Source organism: Ochrobactrum sp. BTU1 (genome assembly GCA_018798825.1).
Lineage (GTDB): Bacteria > Pseudomonadota > Alphaproteobacteria > Rhizobiales > Rhizobiaceae > Brucella.
Map to the genome: position 1 here is coordinate 940,751 of CP076354.1, position 19,082 is coordinate 959,832.

Below are 19,082 nucleotides of genomic sequence, written 5' to 3' on the forward strand. Positions count from 1 at the left end.
TTTTAGGGTGATTTGTCGGCTGTTAGTTGCTATTCACCCGTCAATCAATTCATTCCGCATAAAGACCGGACGTTTCCATGCTTGAGAAGACTTATGACGCCGCGGCCGTAGAGCCGAAAATCGCTGAACGCTGGGAAGAAGCTGGCGCATTCAAGGCGGGTGCAGGTTCAAAGCCTGGCGCCGATCCATTTGCTGTGGTTATTCCTCCGCCGAATGTGACGGGGTCGCTTCACATGGGCCACGCGCTCAACAATACGATTCAGGACATTATGGTCCGCTTTGAACGTATGCGCGGCAAGAACGTTCTTTGGCAGCCAGGCATGGATCATGCGGGTATTGCCACGCAGATGGTTGTTGAGCGCCAGCTCGCTGAGCGTCAGGAACCAAATCGCCATGCCATGGGCCGCGAAAAATTCATTGAACGCATCTGGCAGTGGAAGTCGGAATCCGGAGGCTTGATTTCCAATCAGCTTCGTCGCCTCGGCGCATCATGCGATTGGTCGCGTGAACGTTTTACGATGGACGAGGGGCTGTCACGCGCTGTTCTTGAAGTGTTTGTCTCTCTTTACAAGCAGGGACTGATTTATCGCGACAAGCGCTTGGTCAACTGGGATCCGAAGTTGCTTACCGCAATTTCCGATATTGAAGTCGAATCCCGCGAGATCAAAGGCCATCTGTGGCATTTGCGTTATCCGCTGGAAAACATTCCTTTCGATCCAGAAAACCCACATACATTCATTGTTGTCGCCACCACGCGGCCTGAAACAATGCTTGGTGATACGGGTGTTGCTGTTAATCCGAAGGATGAGCGTTATCACGCTTCAATTGGCAACAATATCGTACTGCCACTCGTTGGCCGCCGTATTCCGATTGTTGCGGATGATTATGCTGACCCGGAAGCAGGTTCCGGTGCGGTTAAAATCACGCCTGCTCATGACTTCAACGACTTTGAAGTAGGCAAGCGTAATGATCTGCGCGTCATCAATATTCTCACGCCTTCTGCTGCTATCACTCTCAAGGGCAACGTTGATTTCCTTGAAGGTCTGGAAGTAACGCCTGAACTCAATGCGCTTATCAACGAGTTTGAAGGACTAGACCGTTTTGCCGCGCGCAAGCGTCTTGTCGAAACGCTTGAAGAGCGGGGCTATCTCGAAAAGATCGAGGATCACACGCATGCGGTTCCGCATGGTGATCGCGGTGGCGTACCGATTGAGCCTTACCTGACCGACCAGTGGTATGTGAATGCGGCTGAACTTGCAAAGCCAGCTATGGCTGCGGTTCGTGATGGGCGCACGCAGATTGTGCCGAAGAACTGGGAAAAGACCTACTTTGACTGGATGGAAAACATTCAGCCATGGTGTGTTTCGCGTCAGCTCTGGTGGGGCCATCAGATCCCGGCATGGTATGGACCAGATGGAAAGTGGTTCGTCGAGAAGAGTGAAGAGGAAGCCAAAGCTGCGGCTCTCGCACATTACGGCGAAGACGTTGCTCTGGAACGCGATACGGACGTTCTGGATACCTGGTTCTCATCAGGTCTCTGGCCGTTCTCCACACTCGGCTGGCCTGACAAGACACCTGAACTCGCGGCCTATTATCCAACCAGCGTTCTGGTAACTGGTTTCGATATTCTGTTCTTCTGGGTTGCCCGCATGATGATGATGGGCATGCACTTCATGGATGAGATTCCGTTCCACACGGTTTATCTCCACGCGCTCGTGCGCGATAAGCACGGCGCAAAGATGTCGAAGTCCAAGGGCAATGTTATCGATCCGCTTGAGCTGATGGATGAGTATGGAGCAGACGCTCTGCGCTTCACACTTGCGATCATGGCGGCTCAGGGACGCGACGTGAAGCTCGATCCAGCGCGTATTGCTGGCTATCGTAACTTCGGCACCAAGCTCTGGAATGCAACACGTTTCGCACAGATGAATGGTGTTAAGCTCGACCCGAACTTCAAGCCTGATGATGCGAAACTCGCTGTTAATCGCTGGATTCTGACTGAGCTCACGAAAGCAACAAGCGCAGTTACTGAAGGCATTGCGAACTATCGTTTCAACGAAGCAGCAAGCGCTGCCTATCGTTTTGTCTGGAACCAGTTCTGCGATTGGTATCTGGAACTGCTCAAGCCGATCTTTATGGGCGATGATGAGGCTGCCAAGGCTGAAGCACAAGCAACGGCTGCTTACTGCCTGGATGAGATCTATAAAATCCTGCATCCGTTCATGCCGTTCATGACCGAAGAGCTTTGGACATTAACCGCAGGAGAAGATGCAAAGCGCGATACAGTTCTTGCTTTGGCAGAATGGCCAGAACTGTCGTTTGAGGATGAAGAGTCCGCCGCAGATATCAACTGGCTGGTTGATCTTGTCATGGGCATTCGTTCTGTTCGTGCGGAGATGAATGTTCCGGCAGGTGCTGTTGCACCGATTGTTGTTCTCGAAGCGAATGAAACAACCATTGATCGTTTCGCGCGTCATGATGCTGCTATCAAGCGTCTTGCGCGTGTGGAATCGGTTTCCTTTGCTAATGAAGCACCAAAAGGCTCTGCTCAGCTGGTGCATGGCGAAGCCACGATTTGCCTTCCTTTGGGCAGTCTGATTGATCTGAAAGCTGAAGCCGCTCGCATGGCGAAGGAAGCAGGTAAGATCGCGGCCGAAATGGAAAAAATCGAGAAGAAGCTCTCAAACGAAAAGTTCGTGGAGAACGCCAAGGAAGAAGTTGTTCAGGCAGAACGTGAGCGGCTCGCTGAACTCAAAGATGCGGCTGCACGCGTTGCAACCGCCGAAGCACGTATCCGTGAAGCAGGCTGATTTCGGCAGTTAGAAGCAGCTTTACCTCGAATCACAAGCCCGGCAATTTCGCATTGCCGGGCTTTTCTGTGTCGGTGGGTCACAATTAGCTTGTTTCAAGGCGCTCTAAAGTTCATCGAACCGTCGTTTCGATTGTTTTTTCGCGCTGTTGCGCTTTAGCAACAAGGCGTGATTTGGGCCGAAAAGTGGCTAAAATTGGCGTTTTAAAGCAGGTTAGAACCAAGAAATTTAGAAGAATTCGCAATTAGCATGCTAATTTTGTGCTTTTCGCTAAAACACATCTTCGCTACTCGCTGTTCTCCCAATTTATCTATCTTGCGGGCTGAATCCTTCCTGATTTACGTTTGCGTCAAAGTAAATTGCTGAAGTTCATTGCATTCTGTTTGGGAGGACACTTTATGAAACTGCAGCGCATGAAAGCTGTCGGAATCGCAGCCGGTCTGTTGGGGAGTGCCGTAAGTGCACATGCAGGCGGTTTGGAGCGTAGCTCGCAGGATTTTGATATCCTGTTTGAGCAGGGAACCGTGATCGACACGACGGGGACTTTCGTTTCGCCACAGCGTAAGCTGAAGAACATTCGTGGTCCAATTGGCGACAGAACCGGTAACATCAACCCGTTGAGCGGTCGTCCTTATTCCTCTGACGTCGATGAGGCCAAGAGCTATTGGGTTCCGAAGTTTTCGGCAAAGGTTGATCTTACTGACGATCTCGCTTGTGCGGCCCAGTACCGTCAGCCTTGGGGTATTCATACGGATGTAGGTACAGACAACCTTCGTATGTTTACGGCTATCGAGCAGAAGATTTCCTCCAACGATTACGGCCTGAATTGTTCTTATCGGTTCAATGCGGGGGAAAAGGGTTACTTCCGCCTTCTCGGTGGCGTTAGCTATCAGGAGCTGAAGGGTGAGCAGACCCGTATGATCCCTCCGGGTTCAGCTTTCGGTGGTACGTTCCGTGTCGCTTCGCTTGATGTTGAAGACAAAGCTTTTGGCTGGCGTATCGGTGCTGCCTACGAACTTCCTGAATACGCAATTCGTGCAAGCGTCGTGTATCAGTCTGAAGTCAAATACAATCTGGAAGGCACTATTGATAACCTGGCTCTGAGCCCGCTCACTGGGCGCTCGCTTCCAATCGCTGTCGCAGGTGATGTTGCTACGCCGCAGTCTGTAGAGTTCAAGTTCCAGACGGGTATTGCTCCTGACTGGCTCGCATTCGGTTCGGTCAAGTGGACCGATTGGTCGAGTGTTGAAACTGTTGCATTCGACTCTTCTGCCAATCTTCAGCTGGCGCCTGGTGTAATTGTTCCTAAGGGAACGAATATCACAAACCTGAACCTCTACTATCAGGATGGCTGGACTGTCAGTGGCGGTGTTGGTCACAAATTCAACGAACAGTGGTCTGCTGCTGCAACCGTTACCTGGGATCGCGGAACGACAACCGATTTGACATCGCAGACCGACCTCTGGCTCTTTGGTCTGGGCACAAACTACAAGGCAACGGAAAACTTTGAAATCCGTCTCGCTGGTGCTGCTGGCTGGCTCACGTCGGGCGAAATGGACGATACCATCGTGAACGGTAAGCCAAACGCTACCGGCTCGAAGGGTGAGTTTGGTAATGATTTCGTCGGCGGTCTGTCGCTGACGGCCAAAGTTAAGTTCTGATCGTCTGAACACCACAATGAAAAGCCCGGCTTCGAGCCGGGCTTTTTTGTTTCAAGCTTAGTATCTTATTGCTCAAGTCGAGCGAGCAGAGAGGAGGTATCCCAGCGACCGCCGCCGATCTTCTGCACTTCCTTATAGAACTGATCAACAAGGGCTGTTACCGGAAGAAGCGCGCCGTTGCGGTTGGCTTCCTCAAGGCAAATCCCAAGATCCTTGCGCATCCAATCAACAGCGAATCCAAACTCATATTTGCCTTGGTTCATCGTGTTATGACGATTTTCCATCTGCCAGGAGCCTGCAGCACCTTTGGAAATAACGGCAACCAGTTTCTCGATATCGAGACCAGCTTTTTTACCAAAGTGAATACCTTCCGCCAGTCCTTGCACCAGACCTGCGATGCAAATCTGATTGACCATCTTGGCAAGTTGTCCAGAGCCAACAGGCCCCATAAGCCCGACCGAGCGCGCATAGGATTCAATGATCGGCTTTGCTTTTTCAAAGACCGCCTCTGATGCGCCGACCATAACCGTAAGGACGCCGTTTTCAGCTCCAGCTTGACCGCCGGAAACTGGCGCATCTATGAAGTGAAAACCGCGCTTTTGCGCTTCCGCGTCAAGCTCGCGTGCAACTTCGGCTGAAGCTGTCGTGTTATCGATGAACACGGCATTCTTTTTCATTGTTGCAAAGGCGCCGTTCGGCCCGGTTGTCACTTCACGCAGATCGTCGTCGTTGCCCACGCAGCTGAAAACAAAATCTGCATCACGAGCTGCTTCCGCCGGGGTGGCCGCATGATTTCCACCAAACTGTTCTGCCCACTTGGAAGCTTTTGCACTTGTTCGATTATAAACGGTAACGTCGTAGCCGCCCTTGGTTTTCAGGTGACCAGCCATTGGATAGCCCATCACGCCGAGGCCGAGGAAGGCCACTTTAATTGCTGTCATTGTCAGATACCTCCGGAGGGAATGCGTAGAAACATCGATTAGGTGAGGGGTGTCATCACTGCCTTGCGATAGGCTGCACGCTGCGTAAGACGCTGATACCAGCCTTCAAGGCGGGGCATTGAGGGGCGTGTGATGGGTAATTCGAACCAAGCATAGGCATAGCAACCAAGTGGAATATCACCTATGCCGAAATTATCGCCGGAAAACCACGGTTGTACGGCAAGTGCTTCTTCCGCAATTTGGAGCGATCGAGTCATGCCTTCAATGCCGCGCTGCAAAATCGCTGGATCGCGCTTGTCTTCAGGTAAACGGATCAGATGCATCATCACATCTCGGAAATCGCCAAACAGGGTAGTCGACGACCAATCAATCCACTTTTCAGCTTGAGCGCGCTTGGCGGGATTTTCGATCCATAAACTGCCGTTGGCGTGGCTAGCTGCAAGATAGCGTACAATGACGTTGGATTCCCAAAGTGTTGTGTCACCATCCTGTAAAAGTGGAATGAGGCCGTTGGGGTTTAGCGCCAGAAAGTCGGCATCCTGTAAACCGCCAAATGGACCGCCAATGTTGACCTGTTCATATTCAAGGCCAAGCTCTTCAGCCGCCCAGAGCGCTTTTCTTACATTGGTGGAATTAATTCGACCCCAGATTTTCAGCATGATGTAGCCTATCACATTGCTATGAAAACGCGCGTGTAGCGCATTTGAATAAGTATGCATTTAAAGCAGATCGCCCCCGGTAGCTGCAAGGCTACCGGGGGCGATAAATTTTCTTTTGTTTCGATGACTAGCGGACCAAATGTCTTGTCAGTCGCCGTTCAATGAAATCCCATATATGTCGCAAACACTCGACAATCAGCAGATAAATAACTGCAGCCCAGAGGTAGGTCTGGAAGTCGAATGTGCGCGAATAAGCACGGCGCGTTTCGCCCATCAGATCGAGGATCGTGATGATCGAGACAATCGCAGAACCTTTAATCATCAGAATGATTTCATTGCCGTAAGGACGCAGAGCAACGATCAGTGCCTGAGGCAGAATGACCTTCCAGAATGTCACGCGTTTGGAAATACCAAGCGCTGCTGCACCTTCCCATTGCCCGAGAGCCACACTCTGAATCGCACCGCGAAGAATTTCAGCCTGATAGGCAGCTGTATTGAGCGAGAATGCGAGGATAGCGCAATTCCAAGCGTCCCGGAAAAACACCCAGAGACCAATGCTTTCAAGAAACGGACGGAACGTACCGAAACCGTAATAGATCAAGAATGTCTGCGCGAGCAGTGGCGTGCCGCGGAAGAAGTAGACATAGCCAAACGCAATGCCACGCAACCAACGATTATTGGACATACGCGCTGCGGTAATTGGCAGGGAAAGCAGCGCACCGATGACGATAGACACTGCAACCAGTTGCAGCGTCGTCAGCAGACCCGACCAATAACGCGGCGCATAGGTTTCAAAAAGATCGATGCGCCACGTATTATAAAGATAAATGGCAAGTCCTGCGAAAAGCAGAGCCCAGAAGGCTACGATGAGGTGGCCAGCGATGCGGATGCCTGTCCAGCTTTTAACGACTGGCGGCGGTGCGAGAACTTCTGCTGTTCCTCGTGATGTGATCTCACTCATGATCATGCACCCCGCGACGCATTGTTGCCGGCATCAGCCCAACGAGCGATGCGGTTGATGAAGTAGGACGAAATGATCGCAAGGCCGAGATAGAGAAGACAAGCCACGCCGAAGAACAGGAATGGCTCTTTCGTAACGCGTGCTGCAATCGAAGTCTGGCGCAAGATGTCTGACAAAGTGATCACGGATACCAGAGACGTATCCTTCAGCAGAACGAGCCAGAGATTGGCGAGACCCGGAAGGGCGATACGGATCAACTGTGGAAGCACGACTTTGCGCATGGTCTGCCAATGGGAAAGACCGACAGCATAGCCGCCCTCATATTGACCGCGCGGGATCGCACGAAATGCGGACAGGAAGACTTCACTCGAATAGGATGAGAACACGAAACCAAGCGCCACCATACCGGCGGCAAAAGCATTGATTTCAACATTTGCATCAACGCCAAACAGACTAAGTAGGCGCTGCAAGCCCAAAGATGCACCAAAATAAACCAGGAAGAGCGTCAGAAGCTCAGGCAGTCCGCGGAAAATGGTGGTGTAGATATTGCTGGCGAGTCGGATGGATGGTTCTTGTGATTGTTTGCCCAAGGCAACAAGAAATCCGAGCGCGAGGCCGACTGGCAGAGTTGCTATTGCCAAAGATATCGTGACCAGAAGGCCCCAGGCAATACTCATCCCCCAACCGTCGGGACCGAAACTTAACAAGGTGGCGTAGTGTTCCATGCGCCTAATCTCTTCCTAGGGCTTCTCAGGTCTGCGAGTAGCAAAGCCCGATAACTTTTGAAGTTTCTCTTTATAGCCCAAATAGTTACGCCGGCTTACTTGGGAGTAAACCGGCGTTTTGATGTTAAAATATCTTAGTTTTCTGCACCGTAAGCGTCGAAATCAAAGTACTTGTCGTTGACTTCCTTGTACTTACCGTTTGCGCGGATCGCTTTGATTGCTTCGTTGAATTTTTCAATCAGCTCAGGGCGACCCTTTTTGAAGGCAACGCCGGCACCAGGACCGTGAATCTCGATCACTGGAGGGAAGGTGCCAACCATCTTACAGCAAGCGCCATCTGGCGTCTTCAGCCATTCAGCCAAGGTCACGCTATCATCGTTGACGGCATCGAGACGACCATTCGCGAGATCAAGACGATATTCTTCGGCCGTCGGATAAGCCTTGATGGTGCTGTCGGTGAAGGTCTTTTCCGAATAGTTTGCGTGCGTGGTCGAAACCTGAACACCAATCGTCTTGCCAGCGAGATCTTCCTTGGTCACGCCCTTGATGTCCGTGTCCTTAGGTGCGGCGATACCTGGAGGTGTGTTGTAATACTTGTTCGAGAAGTCGACCTGCTTCTTGCGCTCATCCGTAATGGACATGGATGCGATGAAGGCATCGAATTTGCCGGACTGAAGGGCTGGAATAGCGCCGTCCCACTCCTGGGTGACGAACTCGCATTCAGCCTTCATTTCTTCGCAGAGCGCTCTGGCGATATCGACGTCGAAGCCCGAAAGCGTGCCATCTGGCTTGATAAAGTTAAACGGAGGATACGCACCTTCCGTGCCGATCTTCAGCTTCAGTGGTTCCTGAGCGGTCGCAGTGCCTGCGGTCATGGAGCCAATGGTAATTGCAAGTGCTGCAACTGATGCTGCTGCGGCGATACGCTTTAATACGCGCATTCTAAGTCCTCTCGTTTGTTAAGGCTGGTTCCCTGATTATTCTTCTGGTTCAGCCGCTTCAAGGTACACTGTCATTCTAAACTTTAAGTAGCAATTCTGACAGTGAATCCCTTGTTGTCTACAATTAGATGCTAGAGCTGACAACGCGCAATATTTTTTCGCACTTATGCCCAATCATCCGCCCATAATCTGATATTCCCACCATTTTCCATGTCATGGCAATACGGCTAGAGTAATTTAATTGTGCATGCAAAAAGGCTGATTTAAAAGGATATCCGTGCCATATCTGCGCTTGGTAGAATTTTACCCTATAGTTTAACGTTTACACGGGGAAAATCTCAAAGCTCCATCAGCTCTACGACGAAATCGGCAATTTCTTCAATTTTATCGATATGGAAAACGGGCAATCTTTCATCATTGGCGAGATGGTCACTGGCCAGTGCAACGATGCTCGGATCATCATCAGAAAGCGGTGGTCCATCATGCCCGCCGCTACGCCTCAGCTCGACCTTCCTATGAGATTCGCGCTTATAGCCCTCGATCAAAACGAGATCGCATGGGGCCAGCTTGCTAACGATGGCTTGTAGCGAAGGTTCTTCTTCACCCATGTTTTCATGCATAATCGCGTAGCGAGCTGATGAGACTATGGCGACTTCGGAAGCTCCGGCATTTCTGTGTCGCCACGAATCCGTACCGACGTGATCAATATCGAAGTTATGGTGAGCGTGTTTCACGGTCGAAATTTTATAACCGCGCTTGGTCAGTTCCTGAACCAGCCGTTCGGTCATGGTGGTCTTGCCCGAGTTTTTCCAGCCGGTGATACCGAATAGTTTATGGGTCATCTCAGAGCCTCATTCAGCCGTTTTGCTTCAGCAAGATCGTCTGGTGTGTTGATGTTGAAGAACGGATCAAATGTTTCGCCATTGGCAAGTTGTACCAAAGGGAATTCTACCTCTTCAAAACCGATATGCCGTGCGAAAGCAAAGACACTGGCTTTTTCAGCCTGTGCCAACCAGTCATTGAGCGGCTGCGCCAAATCAGTTTTCCATAGCCCGAAGATTGGATGAACACGTCCGCCTGAACTCGCCAGCACGATAGAAGCCCCTGTTTTCTTTTGTCTTTCACAAAGTTGAGTCGCAAGATCGAGTGGAAGAAAGGGGCTGTCAGCTGCGACGCTCAACAGAAACGGGAACCCAGATGCATATTCGAATGCTGTTCGAAGACCGACAAGCGGCCCACCATGAGCGGAGGGCAAATCTGAGACAATTGGAGTATTGAGCTTTGCTAGACGGTTAGGGTCGCCATTCGCATTGACAAAGGGGTTGCTCACCTGTGGCGAAAGCCTTGAAGCGACGTGTTCAATTATCGTTTGGGAATCAAGTGATTGGAGAAACTTGTCGCCTGCGATGCCACCTTCCTGCATACGGCTGGATAAGCCGCCTGCGATGATAACCCCTGCAAGTCTGATCCCGTCTGGTGTCACGACGGATCTACTCCTGTCGGTGTTGTGGCCAAGGTGCTCTTGTTCTGTTCGCGTCTTTTGCGAATGTTCTCGCGGTAAACCATATAGATACCGCTGCCAACGACAAGGATTGAGCCGGCAATTGTGTAGGAGTCCGGGGCTTCGTTGAAAACGACGGTGCTCAACAAAATGGCCCATAACAGGCTCGAATAACGGAATGGCGATACGAAAGAGATTTCGCCTTCACGCATCGCCATGATGATAAAATGATAACCTACCAGCAATAGCCCGGCGGCCAGCGCCATAATCAGCACTGGTCCAATACCAACCGGTTGCCATCCACCCATCGGGTGAATGAGCCCTCCGCCTGTCAATGCTATGGCACCAGCAGTCAGCGTTGAGAGGTAAAGGGTAGGGACATGCGCTGGCACGCGACGCGTTGCGATATCCCGCATAGCCGCGAAGCAAACGCTGGATAGCAAAATTCCGACGGCTGCTAGACTTGCTGAGCTATCGGTGCCGGGGCGGATGATGATGATAACCCCCACAAGGCCAAAGGAAATACACATCCAGCGTCGCCAGCCGACTTTTTCGTTGAGGAAAAGAACAGCGCCAAGGGTTACGACCAAAGGGGTTGCCTGAAAAACTGCAGAGCAGAAAGCCTGCGAAAGGTGACCAAGAGAAAAAATATAGGTGACTGTCGCTAAAACCTCGCCGAGAACGCGAAGAACGGTCATTAAATCCAAAGAAAGGTTGCGAAGGGCGCCGTTGCGCCAGGCGAGTAAGCCAATTGCAATTGTCGCGAATATGCCCCGGATGAACATATACTGACCGCTATTCATCTGGGTCAGCAGATATTTCGTCATAGTATCGCCGATGGTGAATGTACCCATAGCGAGAAGCATAAAAATACTTGCACGGAAGTTTGCTGACTGCGGCACGATATGAAATCCGGTTTAGGATTGTATATCGCTATCGTATCATTTGGATTCGGTCCAATTTATACTTGTTGCAAATCCATCTAATTTATTTATCCGCCGGTAAGGCTCATATGGCGTGCGACTGCCGGGCGATTATGGTCGCGATCAATAATGAAGTCATGGCCCTTGGGCTTACGTGAGATTGCCTCGTCAATCGCATCGTTGAGAACGCTGTCACCTTCACTTGCACGCACCGCCGCACGCAAGTCTGCATCATCATTCTGGCCAAGGCACATATAAAGCATACCTGTGCAGGTGAGGCGCACGCGATTGCAGCTCTCGCAGAAATTATGCGTAAGTGGCGTGATGAAACCGAGACGCCCGCCCGTTTCTGCAATCGTGACATAGCGGGCAGGGCCGCCGGTGCGATACGGGATATCGGACAGGGTGAACTGTTGGCCGAGGTCGTCGCGGAGCTGCGAAAGCGGGAGATATTGATCGGTGCGATCAAATTCGATTTCGCCCATCGGCATGGTTTCGATCAGGGTCATGTCCATGTCGCGGCCATGCGCCCAGCGGATCAGTTCAGGAATTTCAAATTCATTGAAATTCTTGAGTGCTACCGCGTTGATTTTAACGCGAATGCCAGCCTTTTGCGCGGCCTCAATGCCTTCGATGACGCGGTTAAGATCGCCCCAGCGGGTGATCGTACGAAATTTTTCAGGATCAAGCGTGTCCATCGAGACATTGATGCGCCGTACACCGCAATCTGCGAGTTCGTCGGCATAGCGCGCAAGCTGTGAACCATTGGTGGTCAGCGTCAGCTCGTCCAGCGCACCTGTCTTCAGATGCCGCGAAAGCTCGCGAATGAGATGCATGATATTCTTGCGAACAAGCGGTTCACCGCCTGTCAGACGCAGTTTACGAACACCCTTCTCGATAAATGCGCTGCAGATGCGGTCGAGTTCTTCCAGTGTCAGCAGATCTTTTTTCGGCAGGAAAGTCATGTGTTCCGCCATGCAGTATGTGCAGCGGAAATCGCAGCGGTCTGTAACGGAAACGCGCAAATAGGTGATGGCACGCCCGAACGGATCAATCATTTGTCCGGTCGGAGAAACAACAGGCAGTGTTTGAGAACGTTGCATAGAGTAAGCCATTGTTTCCACATGCTGCAGAGCCTGTCTGCATCTTAGTCCTAGAGATAGGTTCCGCGAAGCGCTTTGTCCAGTTTACACCTTGGTATAGCAGCTTCAAGCAAGAGCACATTAATCGAACAGATCGATCCCTTGGCTCTTCTCATAATGGATAAAGATCAATATCTCTTTGATTTGACGCAATTCGAAGCGGCTACTGCAGTATTTATATGCAAGCCGTCATATATTGCAGAATGAAACACCGCTGGAATGACGGAGAACAATTATGAGTGATGTCTGGCCTACCGAATTGCGGGTCTCGAAGGATCGCAAGCTTTTGACGGTGGCTTTTGAAAGCGGTGAACGTTTTGAGCTGACTGCGGAACTTTTGCGGGTTCTGTCACCTTCAGCGGAAGTGCAGGGGCATTCACCTGAACAACGCGTGACGGTCGGTGGCAAGCGCGATGTCGAAATCATGCGCATGGATCCGATTGGCAATTATGCCGTCCGCATCACCTTTGACGACATGCACGATACCGGTCTGTTTTCATGGACCTATCTTCACAAGCTGGGCACCGAGAAAGACACGCTTTGGCAGACTTATCTGGACGAGCTTGCGGAAAAAGGTCTGAAACGCGATCCGCGATGAGGAAAAGGGCGGACTTTATTTTTTGCGCATCCCAAAAACCGCTGCACAGTTTTCGGGATGCGCTTAAGCCGCTCTTTATTCTTTAACCGAGATTGAGTTCCTTGAAGAAGTCGTTGCCCTTATCATCGATGACGATAAAGGCTGGGAAGTCGACGACTTCAATACGCCAGATGGCTTCCATCCCGAGCTCTGGATACTCGACAACCTCGACCTTCTTGATGCAGTCTTGCGCAAGACGAGCGGCTGGGCCACCAATCGAGCCAAGATAGAAGCCGCCATGCGTGCCACAGGCTTCGCGAACCTGACGCGAACGATTGCCCTTGGCGAGCATCACCATCGAGCCGCCAAACGACTGGAACTGATCAACATAAGAATCCATACGGCCAGCAGTGGTTGGTCCAAACGAACCAGATGCGTAGCCGGTTGGTGTCTTGGCCGGGCCTGCATAATAGATCGGATGGTTCTTGAAATAATCCGGCATAGCTTCGCCGTTTTCCAAACGTTCGCGGATTTTCGCGTGCGCGAGATCGCGTGCAACAATAATCGAGCCGGTCAAGGAAAGCTGCGTCTTTACCGGATGCTTCGACAATTCCTTGAGAATGTCTTCCATCGGTTGATTGAGGTCTATCTTGACCACATGCGACGACAGCTTTTCTTCGTCGATTTCCGGCATATATTGTGCTGGATTGGTTTCAAGCTGCTCTAGGAAAATACCTTCCTTGGTGATCTTTCCTTTGGCCTGACGATCAGCCGAGCAGGAAACACCGAGGCCAATCGGCAGCGATGCGCCGTGACGTGGCAGGCGTATAACGCGCACATCATGGCAGAAATACTTGCCACCGAACTGCGCACCAACGCCGAGTGACTGGGTCAGTTTGTGGATTTCAGCTTCCATCTCCAGATCACGGAACGCACGGCCGTTATCGGAGCCTTCGGTTGGAAGCTCATCGAGATAGCGGGTGGAAGCGAGCTTCACCGTCTTCAGGTTCATTTCAGCCGAAGTGCCACCAATGACAATCGCCAGATGATAAGGCGGGCAGGCGGCCGTACCGAGACTGAGGATCTTATCCTTGAGGAAGTCGATCATGCGGTCATGCGTCAACAGCGATGGCGTTCCTTGAAACAGGAATGTCTTGTTAGCCGAACCGCCGCCCTTGGCAACAAACAGGAATTTGTAGGCGTCTTCGCCTTCTTCGTAGATGTCGATCTGCGCAGGCAAATTGTTTTTGGTGTTCTTTTCCTCGAACATCGACAGCGGAGCGAGCTGCGAATAGCGCAGATTCTTCTTATTATAGGCATCCAGCACGCCAGCACCCAAAGCATCGGCGTCGCCACCTTCGGTCCAGACGCGACGGCCCTTCTTGCCCATGATGATCGCTGTGCCTGTATCCTGACACATAGGCAGAATGCCGCCCGCTGCAATATTTGCGTTCTTCAAGAGATCATAAGCCACGAAGCGGTCGTTATCGGTTGCTTCGGGGTCCTTCATGATATTTGCGAGCTGTTGCAAATGGCCTGGGCGCAGAAGGTGATTGATGTCGGCAAAGGCAGCTTCCGAAAGGATGCGCAGCCCTTCAGCGTCGACGCTCAGAATTTCCTGTCCCTTAAACGTATCGACCGACACATGATCGGAAGTCAGTTTGCGGTAAGGAGTTTTGTCTTCGCCAAGTGGGAATAGATCGGCGGCGCTTGCTTCTGCCATTGTGGTACCTCGCTTGCTTGCCTGCCGCATCCAAGTGCCGCCTTCGGCCCAACGGATGCGCTCCGTGATTCAGCCCTGACAAAGTCAGGGGCATATTCTGCGGGGCTTTTAGCGCGATGCAGGGCGGAATCCACTGCGGCACATTGTTCTGTTCGACACGAAACGGAGCTCGAGTGTGTCCGCAAAATCGCTTTTCAAGAAAAATTGATAGAGTTGGGCGCAAAATAATAGGAGGATGCGTTAACGTTAAAAGATTCTATACGAGATTCATCAATTCTATGGGCAAAGATTGACGCGGCTTCGCTTAATAGCGGTTGCATTGAATTGGCGGTTGGAATGCAGTTCTCCAGAAATTTGAATCGGAACATTAAAGATAATCGCAAGCGCGGTCCTTATGTCCGTAACGCGATGGCTTTCGCACTGGCAGCATCGACACTTTTCTCGACAGCGCAGGCGCAGGCAGCTAACTCTCTGCTTGAGCTGTTCCAGCAGCGTCGTCAGCAACAGGCCCAGCCGGTTCAGCCGCCTGTGCAGGTCGCACCAGCACCAAATACTGCTAAGCCAGTTTCCGTGCCTCGAGCTGCCGTGCCGCCAGCACAGCGCGTCACGGTTAAAGGACCGCAGATCTACAATTATAAGCCGGATGCTTTGATCAAGGTCGATTTCAGCGCTCTTGATATGCAGGTGACAGCGGCAGTTGATCCCGCGCGCGTCGATCCTCTGACATCAGGAATGTCGCCGTTTGGTCCGGTAAACAAGACCGACGAATCTCAGGGTGAGCTCGCTTTCGATGCCGCAACGGATTATCTGAAGACCGTCGATGTCAAAGCGGAAAAGCAAATTGCTGAAGCTATTGTCAGCTTCTATTCCGAAAAGCGCACTTTTCTTTGGTCGGCAGACAACAAGGCGCTTGATAAAGCCCGCAATGTTGCAGCCTTCTTTGCTCAGGCTGACGATGATGGTCTGAACCCGGAAGAATACGCCGTCGCTATTCCTGGCGATCATTTCGAAGAAGCACAGCTTGCCGAACGTCAGCAGAAACTTGCTGACTTTGAAATTCGCATGTCTGCGCGTGCATTGCGCTATGCAATTGATGCGGGCGAGGGCCGTGTGATTGCAGACCGCCTCAGTGGTTTTTATGATCTGCCGCGTAATCGCGTCGATCCTAAAGCCGTTCTGGCCCGTCTGGCATCTGAAACCGACCCGGTTACTTATCTGAAAAGCTTCCAGCCGAACAACGAAGCCTATGCTTCATTGAAGCGTGAACTGGCTAATACGGACGCGCCAGCTGGCGAACCTATTCGCATTTCGCTTGATAAAGCTATTCGTCCGGGTGATTCCAGCGATCAGCTTGCAAATGTTGTCGCGCTTATTACGAGACACGCTCCAGCCAGTTATCTGGAACAGCATCGCAATGTTCTGCAGGCTCATGCAGATGGAAGCATCTATGATCCAGAACTGGCCGCTGCCATCAAGGATTACCAGAAGCTTTCAGGCAGCACACCCGATGGCATTATTGGTAAGAACACGATTGCAGCCCTTCAAGGCGAGCAGGATTCGGTCAAGCGTGATCGCATTCTCTATTCGATGGAGCGCCTGCGCTGGCTGCCACATGATTTCGGCTCGCGTTACGTGATGGTCAATCAGCCATCCTACCGAGCTGAATATTTTGAAGACGGCAAAGAAAAGCTGGCCATGAATGTGGTCATCGGTTCGCCAACCCATCAGACCTATTTCTTCTATAACAAGGTCCAGATGGTTGTTTTCAATCCATCCTGGGGCGTGCCGCGTTCGATTATTCTGAACGAAATGCTGCCAAAGGTGATGCGTGATACGAGCTATCTCGATCGCAACGGCTACGAAGTTTATGTCGGCGGCAAGAAGGTTTCGGCGAGCGCTGTGAACTGGAGTGCAGTTGCTGCAGGCAAGGCGCATGTCGGCATCCGCCAGAAGCCTAGTCTCGATAATGCTCTGGGCGAACTGAAGATTCTTTTCCCGAACGCTCACGACATTTACATGCATGACACTCCGGCGAAATCCTATTTCAGCCGCGATATGCGTGCCTTGAGTCATGGCTGCATCCGTCTGGAGCGCCCGCGTGATATGGCAGCAGCAGTTCTTGGTAAGCCGGTTGAAGAGCTGAGCAAATATTTCGGTAAGGACGAACGCGGCTTGAAGGTTGCAAATCCGGTTCCGGTCTATATCGCTTACTTCACGGCTTGGCCTGATGCCAACGGTAACGTTCGTTACTTCAGCGACGTTTACGACCGTGATGCGGGTATGCAGAAAGCTTTCGATAAGACGGCAGAGTCACGCATGGCCGCTCTTTGAGCGGTCGGCGGTAACTCGGCTAAAGAATGTTTTTATCGAACAGTGCTGCTTGCATAGACAAATAACATCAAGAAAAAAGCGGACTTAGAGCATTTCAAGCAAAAGTGCGAAGCGTCTCTGCAGGGAAATCAGTTCGTCGGACTGATTTCTTTTCCTGCTGCGCTGCGTCGGATACTGCCATAAAAACAAATAGATAGAGCGGTTTCAAAGATTCGGTATTAACTGGAACCGCTCTACCCCTCTTTTCGTTCTTAATTCTGAATGAAACAGGCTTTTCCGACACCGCGTGCTGGATCACCGAAAGCACGGTTGTCACATCGTACGCCATCACGGAATACGCGCTCTACAAAACGCCCTTTCGCTCCGTAACGAACGACCTTACGACCATAGAAATCGCAGAAGCCTTTTTCTTTTGCGCATTGCTGCCACTCGCCACGACGACGATCATCGCGTCTGTTATCACGCCAATCATCACGGCGATCGTCACGCCAATCGTTTCGGCGATCATCACGACGATTGTCGCGCCAATCGTTGCGACGATCATCACGTCGATCTTCATAACGATCACGGACAACGAATGAGCAGCTTTTCTGTGCGCCAGGGGCCGGATCACCGAAAACTTGATTTGAGCAGCGCACATTCGGACCATCGATAAACTGAGACGTGCCCCGGCCATTCGCGCCATAGATCACTTCAGTTGGATACGGAAGCCTGCAGGTTTCATTTTCACCGGCGCAACGCTGCAATTGCGCAGCCTCAGCGGGTGCTGGAGCAATTACGTACATAGATGCAATAAAAGCTGACATGCCTGCGACGAGGCTAAGTTTATTAGACAGAAGAGCTGCCATGGCTAACACCATTGTTTGAATGTCTGATGAGTTCTTATAGATTTCAGTTCTTGAACATAGAATGAACGGCGACTTACGTTTCAACTGGACAAAATCGCGAATGATTTTAAATATTTGAATGCAAATCGTGTAAAAATTCCAGATAGATAGTTCCCTTTTTTTGCTGAATCCGCAAGAGTGCGAATAGATGTTTCTCGTCAGCAAGGTCGTAAGAAAATGCATGGTGAATACAAGGTCCACGGTGGCAAGCTGGTTGTTATCGATCTCGAAGTTCAGGATAACAAACTGAGCCGGGTTCAGGTCGCGGGTGACTTTTTCCTCGAGCCTGCAGAAGCCCTTGATGACATTCGTGATGCATTGAACGGTTTGCCTGCGACTGCCTCGTCCGAAGAAATTGCCAATGCGGTCCGCAAAGGACTTCGCCCAGACGCTTTTATGATCGGTTTCAGCCCTGAAGCTGTCGCTATTGCGGTGCGTCGCGCTCTTGGCGTTGCTCGTACTTGGCGCGACTATGAATGGCAGATCATCGATATTCGGCCGCTGACGCCAACCATGCATCTCGCGCTTGACGAAGTTCTGGCGCGTGAAGTGGCCGCTGGACGCCGTGCGCCGACCTTGCGCTTTTGGGAGTGGGAGCGTCCATCCATTATCATTGGAGCATTCCAGTCGCTGCGCAATGAAGTGGATATGGAAGCGACGGCTGAACTCGGCGTCGAAACAGTTCGTCGCGTAACAGGCGGCGGCGCGATGTTCGTCGAGCCGGGCAACTCGATTACCTATTCTCTCTATGCGCCGGGTGAACTCGTGCGTGATATGAGTTTTGCCGATTCCTACGCATTTCTCGACGAATGGGTCCTGAAGTCGCTTAATTCGCTTGGCATCGACGCGTTTTATAAGCCGCTCAATGATATTTCGAGCTCGAAAGGCAAGATCGGTGGAGCGGCCCAGAAGCGCTATTCAGGCGGAACTGTTCTGCATCACGTCACCATGGCTTATGACATGGATGCCGAGAAAATGGTGAAGGTGTTGCGCATTGGCCGGGAAAAGCTGTCTGACAAGGGTACGGCCAGTGCGGTCAAACGCGTCGATCCTGTCCGCAGCCAGACGGGTTTACCGCGCCGGGAAGTCATTGATCGCATGAAAGAGATGTTCGTGTCGTTGAATGGCGGTGTCACCGGGACGATAACACCGGAAGAATACGCAGCAGCCGAGAAGCTCATTGAAGAAAAATTTGCCACGAAGGAATGGCTGCATCACATTCCGTAAGCAAACATGGCTCGCAATGTCATCGCGCCGCGTGACAGCGGGTGCTAGCCATGTCATAGGGAGGCCAAGTTAT

General features: G+C 51.5%; 16 protein-coding genes. 5 read left to right on the forward strand and 11 right to left on the reverse strand.

Translation table 11 applies throughout. The annotated features are described in order from the left end of the window. Nucleotides 1–77: 77 nt before the first annotated feature. Together KMS41_04530 and KMS41_04535 are read left to right on the forward strand one after the other, a co-directional pair. Nucleotides 78–2,810 (forward strand): valine--tRNA ligase, encoded by a 2,733-nt coding sequence (locus KMS41_04530; GenBank protein ID QWK78507.1) that lies wholly within the window; start codon nucleotides 78–80, stop codon nucleotides 2,808–2,810. Nucleotides 2,811–3,427: 617 nt separating this feature from the next. Further along, nucleotides 3,428–4,471 (forward strand): OmpP1/FadL family transporter, encoded by a 1,044-nt coding sequence (locus KMS41_04535; protein QWK78774.1) that lies wholly within the window; start codon nucleotides 3,428–3,430, stop codon nucleotides 4,469–4,471. A 65-nt stretch (nucleotides 4,472–4,536) separates the two neighbouring features. Here KMS41_04535 and KMS41_04540 read toward each other — a convergent pair whose 3' ends face one another. The 9 genes from KMS41_04540 to moaA all read right to left on the reverse strand — a co-directional run bounded on the left by KMS41_04540 (nucleotide 4,537) and on the right by moaA (nucleotide 12,180). Next, nucleotides 4,537–5,412, reverse strand: a complete 876-nt coding sequence (locus tag KMS41_04540; GenBank protein ID QWK78508.1) for an NAD(P)-dependent oxidoreductase — start codon at nucleotides 5,410–5,412, stop codon at nucleotides 4,537–4,539. Between the two features lie 38 nt (nucleotides 5,413–5,450). Beyond that, nucleotides 5,451–6,071: a glutathione S-transferase gene (locus KMS41_04545; protein ID QWK78509.1), complete on the reverse strand. Its 621-nt coding sequence runs from the start codon at nucleotides 6,069–6,071 to the stop codon at nucleotides 5,451–5,453. 127 nt (nucleotides 6,072–6,198) lie between these two features. Further along, the gene (locus KMS41_04550) at nucleotides 6,199–7,032 is read right to left on the reverse strand and encodes an ABC transporter permease (GenBank protein QWK78510.1); all 834 of its coding nucleotides are present in this window, start codon (nucleotides 7,030–7,032) and stop codon (nucleotides 6,199–6,201) included. A gap of 2 nt (nucleotides 7,033–7,034) precedes the next feature. After that, the gene (locus KMS41_04555) at nucleotides 7,035–7,757 is read right to left on the reverse strand and encodes an ABC transporter permease (protein QWK78511.1); all 723 of its coding nucleotides are present in this window, start codon (nucleotides 7,755–7,757) and stop codon (nucleotides 7,035–7,037) included. 134 nt (nucleotides 7,758–7,891) lie between these two features. Further along, on the reverse strand, nucleotides 7,892–8,698 hold the full coding sequence (locus tag KMS41_04560; GenBank protein QWK78512.1) for an ABC transporter substrate-binding protein: 807 nt from the start codon (nucleotides 8,696–8,698) through the stop codon (nucleotides 7,892–7,894). Nucleotides 8,699–9,036: 338 nt separating this feature from the next. Continuing rightward, a complete protein-coding gene (gene mobB / locus KMS41_04565) occupies nucleotides 9,037–9,540 on the reverse strand; it encodes a molybdopterin-guanine dinucleotide biosynthesis protein B (protein QWK78513.1) in 504 nt (167 codons plus the stop codon). Then, nucleotides 9,537–10,181, reverse strand: a complete 645-nt coding sequence (gene mobA, locus KMS41_04570; protein ID QWK78514.1) for a molybdenum cofactor guanylyltransferase — start codon at nucleotides 10,179–10,181, stop codon at nucleotides 9,537–9,539. Before mobA ends, mobB begins: the two co-directional genes overlap by 4 nt. Further along, entirely contained in the window at nucleotides 10,178–11,065 is an 888-nt protein-coding gene (locus KMS41_04575) for a DMT family transporter (GenBank protein QWK78775.1), read from the reverse strand. The genes mobA and KMS41_04575 overlap by 4 nt, the downstream gene beginning before the upstream one ends. Nucleotides 11,066–11,190: 125 nt before the next feature. Beyond that, nucleotides 11,191–12,180 carry a GTP 3',8-cyclase MoaA gene (gene moaA / locus KMS41_04580; protein ID QWK78776.1) on the reverse strand — a complete coding sequence of 330 codons (990 nt, stop codon included), beginning with the start codon at nucleotides 12,178–12,180 and terminating at the stop codon, nucleotides 11,191–11,193. A gap of 319 nt (nucleotides 12,181–12,499) precedes the next feature. On the opposite strand from moaA, the gene KMS41_04585 reads away from it, so the two are divergent. Further along, a complete protein-coding gene (locus KMS41_04585) occupies nucleotides 12,500–12,862 on the forward strand; it encodes a DUF971 domain-containing protein (GenBank protein ID QWK78515.1) in 363 nt (120 codons plus the stop codon). An 82-nt stretch (nucleotides 12,863–12,944) separates the two neighbouring features. Here KMS41_04585 and KMS41_04590 read toward each other — a convergent pair whose 3' ends face one another. Then, nucleotides 12,945–14,564: a fumarate hydratase gene (locus KMS41_04590; protein QWK78516.1), complete on the reverse strand. Its 1,620-nt coding sequence runs from the start codon at nucleotides 14,562–14,564 to the stop codon at nucleotides 12,945–12,947. A 336-nt stretch (nucleotides 14,565–14,900) separates the two neighbouring features. On the opposite strand from KMS41_04590, the gene KMS41_04595 reads away from it, so the two are divergent. Next, nucleotides 14,901–16,895 carry a L,D-transpeptidase family protein gene (locus KMS41_04595; protein QWK78517.1) on the forward strand — a complete coding sequence of 665 codons (1,995 nt, stop codon included), beginning with the start codon at nucleotides 14,901–14,903 and terminating at the stop codon, nucleotides 16,893–16,895. A 251-nt stretch (nucleotides 16,896–17,146) separates the two neighbouring features. Here KMS41_04595 and KMS41_04600 read toward each other — a convergent pair whose 3' ends face one another. Continuing rightward, complete coding sequence (locus KMS41_04600; GenBank protein ID QWK78777.1) at nucleotides 17,147–17,701, reverse strand: hypothetical protein; 555 nt, start codon at nucleotides 17,699–17,701, stop codon at nucleotides 17,147–17,149. A 258-nt stretch (nucleotides 17,702–17,959) separates the two neighbouring features. Here KMS41_04600 and KMS41_04605 point away from each other — a divergent pair, with 258 nt between their 5' ends. Next, on the forward strand, nucleotides 17,960–19,009 hold the full coding sequence (locus KMS41_04605) for a lipoate--protein ligase family protein (GenBank protein QWK78518.1): 1,050 nt from the start codon (nucleotides 17,960–17,962) through the stop codon (nucleotides 19,007–19,009). Nucleotides 19,010–19,082 lie beyond the last annotated feature (73 nt).